A 5,153-nucleotide genomic window follows, 5' to 3' on the forward strand; every position below is an offset into this window, starting at 1 on the left:
CTTAAATCGCGACACGCTTTAGTTGAAGTGCAATGAAGGTGCGCGGTGAGTAGGGCTACGACATCGGCGCGCTCGGCTTCGCAACCCCGGACACGCTGCACCTGCTGAAGATCGCTATCGCCGACCCGGGCAGCGGCGGACCGCCGATCCGGCGTTCGTCCAGGTGCCGTTGGCAAGCTGCTGGCCATGGACTATGCCGCGGAGCGCCGGCCGCGATCACAATGGACCGCGGCCAGTCATGAAGCGCAGGGGTGGGCTTGGCGAAGGGGCTCATATCACCCACCTAACGGTGGCGGACGGGTTCGGCAACGTCGTCGCCAGCACCCAGACGACAACTCCCTGGTCGGCGCCCGCTATATCGTGCCGGCCACCCGCATGGTTCCGAACAACTAGATGTTCTCGTTCGACCCGCATCCGGGTCGCGCCGGCTCGGTCGCGCCCGGCAAGCGCGTCACCTCTTCGATGTCACCGGTGATGATCCTGCGCGACGGCAGGCTAGGTTACGCGCTCGGCCTGCCTGGCGGATTGAGCATCTTCCCCTCGATCATGTAAGCGCTGTCGAACTCTCTCGTTCAGGAAGCAGAGGCGCCGCGACTCTGGACGCAAGGCTATGTGGGTGGACGATGAAGCTTCGGTGCCGGAAGCGTGCTCGCGGCACTACGCGACCGCGGTTATGATGTGGCGGCTGTCGGCAACGTTGGCGGCGGCATGGATGCCATTCAGTTCGATGCTGACGGCACAATTACGGGTGCCACGTGCTGGCGCGCCCACCGTTCGCCGATCGGCGGCGGGTTTGCCCGAATGGGGCGCGGTTCAGGCCGGACCAGGGGCGGAGCCGAGCCGCGGTCGGCGGTCTGTCTGGCATTCTGACGTCAAGCCGGCCGGCAGTCCGACCGCGCCGATTTGAAGCCAGCCACGATTCCGATTAGTGACCGGTGCGGGAGAAGGCTGTGAAGCACGGTTGTCGATTTCCTCATCAAGCACCCACTGGTGGAGAGGAGGGCTTTATGATGCCGACAAAGCGAAATTGGACCATGCGATAACTGATATGGATGCTCCGGCTGCCGTGGCAGGAGCAGCACCCGTGACATTCCGCTGATGCCTGGGATGGCCCAAGCGGCGGGGCTGAGCTGGCCCCTGACACCATCTTCGAGATTTGACAGGTGCCCGTTCTCGTCGAATCAACGCTAAGATCCTCAACCGTTCCCGGTCCTGCCGCAAGGCGGGCAACCACGACGTGTGCATGGGAGTTGCTTCGGCCCATGCGATCCTCGTCCTTCATGTGGCCGATCACGGACTCGATGGCGGAATTGCGACGCAATTCGGCGCTTGGTGGCCAGGGTTACGCGACAGTTCTGACGGCCGTGAAGACCCTGAACTTGTGGCCGCAACAACCGGCGTCGGCGAGGATGCGGTCTATTCGTTGCCTATGGTCTTTCCCATATTCAGGACGACGATTGGAAGAGTGTGGCCATCATAAAGATGCCGGCAACGCTGTAGTGAGCAGGGCGAACTGACCGCCCTTTGAACGCTCGAGCGTCGTGGCTCCTTGCCTTGCCGATGCACTCGAACTCCGGTGCACGCAGGCTGTAGATCTTACGGTCGCGCTGGCGTTACCGGCCCTCCAGACTGTCGATGCTTGGCAGAGCGGCCATTTGAAATAGTATCGAGGCTGCTCTTCGCCCGACGATCTGGCGGGAGGCGTCGCGAATGGTGCGGCCGAGAAGCGTCATCAACTTCCGCGGCGGCGGTTCGTGGCGGAAGAACTCTTCGCCGCAAAGATACTGGAGGTACGGAGATCTCCGCACAGCGGGCGCACACTTCCTTGTCCGACAGACCGAACGTGTACTCAGGTTCGCGAGGCCTGCCAAGGGCAATGGTGGCATGCCCCGGCCGTCCGGATAGACCGTGCCAAAGCGTTCCTCCAGTACTGGCCGGTCGATTGCCTGCGCCAACTGCACCGGTTCGTGATTCATATTGGTGATCTCGCGCTTTCTCGCAGCCTGGACACCGCCGTTGCAAACACCGCAAGTTCTGCAATCCTAAACCGGCTATCATCCCGGATCCCAATAAATCAAAGGGCTTGCAGATAGTTCACACACGACTGTTGTTAGCTCAGTGCGGAACGAACGGTGGCCTTGGCCAGTACAAGGCCCGGATCAATCAGCGGTATACCGCTGTCAGAATACGGTTCCACCAGGGCAATTTCCGAGCAGCCGAGGATGATGCTCTCCGCTCCGCGCGCTATCAACGCAGCGATCAGGCCAAGGATCTCGGATCGTATTGCATGGCCTAGATCGCCGGTGTTGATCCGGCCGAGCGCGAGCATCAGCCGTTCGAGTTCTTTGGCTGTCTGTACAATCGGTATCAGATCACGGCTGGCAAGCCGATCCTGATAAAGGTTGGACCTAAAGCAGCCGTCCGTCGCCAGCAGGCCCACACGCCTGCACTGCGGGAAATCGGAACGGATTGTTCTCATTGTCTCTTCGACCATGCTGATGAAGGGAACCGAAACTGCCTGCCGCAGTTCGCCCTCATAGACATGTGCAGCATTGCAGACCATCACGATGAAATTAGCCCCAGCGATTTCGAGGCGTCTGCCACTCGCGGCAAGTGCAGCCGCCGCGATGGGTCCCGTGCCGAGGATAGCCGCGTTGATATCGGGAACCTTCGGATTGCAGTCGACGATCATGTGGAGATGGTCGCGATTGCTCTTGATAGGCGTATGCTCCAGAACAGAATTCAGGAAGGCGACGGTGGCCCTGGAGCCGAGCCCACCGATGACACCGACCGTCTTTGGCGACATAACCAAACCTCGTATTCCCATGGACGTACTGACGGGCGTCGCAAGCGCGCCGCTGGGCTCGATTAGGCGATCTCCGATCGTGCCAACCGGGAAATTGCACCCGTCCAATTATCTTAGGACGGGCCGACAGCAGGAGGACGAAGATCCCGGACCGGCGCCATGACGGCGATGGTCGAGACCATTCCGCGAAGCCCTCAGGCTTTCTGCATATTCCACATCGGGAGGCGGCCCACCGGCGTACCAATGAGGCCGGTGAGCGTCTTCCGGCGCGCGATTGGCGAGACAGCTCGACCCAAGAAAACGAAGCCAACTAAGTCCCACCAAACCCTTTGCATCTCGCGGGCCAGCGCCCTGCGCTCTTCGAGCGTTGCGACGTCTGCCCATTTGGCTCGAAGAGCCTCGTATTCGTCGCTTTTGGGCCAGCCGAACCAGCCCTTCTCGCCATCCGCCGTTAGGAAGGCTGCGGAGACCGGATTGGTGAAGTCATAATCAGCCGAATCCGTGATGAAGACGCTCCAGCCACCGGTCTCAACCGGGTCCTTCTTCGCCCGGCGCGCGACAACCCCGCCCCAGTCGCTCGGCGCAAGCTCGGTATTGACCCCAATCTTGCGCAGCGAGTCCGCCAAAAGCTGCGCGGCGTTGCTGGCCGACGCCCAGCTTGTGGGTTGGAGAATGACGACCTTCTCGCCGGCATATCCGGCCTCCTGGAAGAGATGCTTGGCCTTTTCCGGATCCCCCCCCTTCTTGAACCATCCCGTATTTTCGTCATTCGAATAAGGTGAACTGTTTCCAAATATCGAAGCGACGGTGTGGCCGTATTTTGGATCGGGGGCAACGACACTAAGGAACGCTTCCTGGTCGATCAGGTGAAGCATAGCTTGGCGCGCCTTGACATTGTCAAACGGCTTCTGCAGGTGGTTCATGCGCAGGAACATGTTGTAGCCCGCCTCATTCAGAACCTGGAGCTCAAGATTGGGATCGCTCTCGATAACTGAATAAAAATCGGCGGGCGGCGAATTAAGGAAATCGATCTCACCCGCTTGCAGGGCCGCCAAAGCAGTCTGCTGATCGGCGATATTGTTCCAGATGACACGGTCGACCTTGACGGTCTTCGCGCCGGCCAATCCGTCGGGCAGATCCTTGCGCGCTATATATTTCTCGTTGCGATCGTAGGTGAAGCTTGCGCCCGGCTTTGCAAGAGCTTGATTGAACTTAAACGGCCCCGATCCGATGTTCGCGGTCACCTGCTCAGTAGCGGGGCGATCCGCATCCTTCTCGCGCATAACGAATGTTCCAGTCAGTAATTCGGTCAGCAGCCCCAGCGGTTCCTTGAGCACGATCGTGAAGGTCTTGTCGTCCTTCTTCGAGATATCACCGGCCCGCTTCATAGCCAATTTTCCGTTGGCAGTCTGGCCCCAGCGACGGATCGAGGCGACACAGTCTGCCGCAGTGACGGGGGTGCCGTCGTGCCAGCCCAGGCCATCCCGCAGCTCCAACGTATAGGTTTTCTTGTCATCGGAAACACCCCACTTTTCCACCATTTGCGGCTGCGGCAGAAGCTTGGAGTCGGGCGCGAACAGCGTGTCGTAGATGGCCAAGGCGTGATCGGCGGTGATGTCGGCGGTCGTATAGTACGGGTCGAAGAGGCTAAGGTCGATCCTCACCATCCGCACAGTCCGCGCGTCGCTTGGCGCAGTCTGTGCCCGCAGCACCGACGGCATCGATACAGCCGTTCCGGCGGCCAGGCCCGCTTTAATGATGTCGCGTCGCGAGATTATCATGCTCCGTTCCCCTTTTTGAGTTAGTGGCGCGGTTAACCCCGCACCTATCAATTCTGTCGATACCACGAGCGAGGCGTTCGATCTCAAAGAGGCGGCAGACCTCGTTCTCCAACAAATGACTTACCGGGAGACTACACTTCGAAAACATTAACACCTGGCGTAGGAACGTTTGCGCCAAAATGCGTCGGCTACTGAAATACGGGCTGCAGAACCCGGGGCGGTTTGAAATGCCTCGGCCTCTGCGGGCCGCACGCGGCAGCTCATCTTCGATCGCAGACGCACCAGCCGAAGAGATGGGGCAGGACCTTTAGAGGAATTTGCACTCCTCGGCACCAATCCGGCCGAAACTCTACCCCGCCGCAGGTCGGGGAAAAGCGGGGCAGGTCAAGGAAGTCTTGCGCCTGTTCCAGGGTTGTGAAAGGCCAGAAACGCATTTTGTTGGGTGGTGAACTGCAATAAAGGGGCGCGCAAATTTGTAAGATTGGCACAATTCTTATTGGGCTCCACGTGGCCGGGCATCGCACGCTGGATGACTTAGACCGGAGAATCCTCACGGCTTTATAAAA

The 5,153-nt window shown here is 59.8% G+C and carries 3 protein-coding genes and 1 pseudogene; 1 reads left to right on the forward strand and 3 read right to left on the reverse strand.

Features of this window, described 5'->3' with window-relative positions; translation table 11 throughout:
- Window positions 1–393: 393 nt before the first annotated feature.
- Window positions 394–552, forward strand: coding sequence for a gamma-glutamyltransferase (locus BQ8482_RS34410; RefSeq protein WP_123151625.1), 159 nt, complete (start codon window positions 394–396; stop codon window positions 550–552).
- Between the two features lie 661 nt (window positions 553–1,213).
- Here the strand turns inward: BQ8482_RS34410 and BQ8482_RS39890 are convergent.
- The 3 genes and pseudogenes from BQ8482_RS39890 to BQ8482_RS34425 form a co-directional block, all read right to left on the reverse strand.
- A pseudogene (locus BQ8482_RS39890) lies at window positions 1,214–1,970 on the reverse strand (transposase); the annotation flags it as partial.
- A gap of 140 nt (window positions 1,971–2,110) precedes the next feature.
- Window positions 2,111–2,827: a cysteate racemase gene (gene cuyB, locus BQ8482_RS34420; RefSeq protein ID WP_123151627.1), complete on the reverse strand. Its 717-nt coding sequence runs from the start codon at window positions 2,825–2,827 to the stop codon at window positions 2,111–2,113.
- Window positions 2,828–3,000: 173 nt separating this feature from the next.
- Window positions 3,001–4,587: an ABC transporter substrate-binding protein gene (locus BQ8482_RS34425; protein ID WP_123151628.1), complete on the reverse strand. Its 1,587-nt coding sequence runs from the start codon at window positions 4,585–4,587 to the stop codon at window positions 3,001–3,003.
- Between the last annotated feature and the right edge of the window lie 566 nt (window positions 4,588–5,153).

The sequence above is a fragment of the Mesorhizobium delmotii genome, assembly GCF_900149755.1.
Classification (GTDB): Bacteria; Pseudomonadota; Alphaproteobacteria; order Rhizobiales; family Rhizobiaceae; genus Mesorhizobium; species Mesorhizobium delmotii.

Excerpts from the sequence above, each read along its gene's own strand:
- BQ8482_RS34410 (WP_123151625.1), top strand. The coding sequence starts at position 394 with ATGTTCTCGTTCGACCCGCATCCGGGTCGCGCCGGCTCGGTCGCGCCC.
- cuyB (WP_123151627.1), bottom strand. The coding sequence starts at position 2,827 with ATGGGAATACGAGGTTTGGTTATGTCGCCAAAGACGGTCGGTGTCATC.
- BQ8482_RS34425 (WP_123151628.1), bottom strand. The coding sequence starts at position 4,587 with ATGATAATCTCGCGACGCGACATCATTAAAGCGGGCCTGGCCGCCGGA.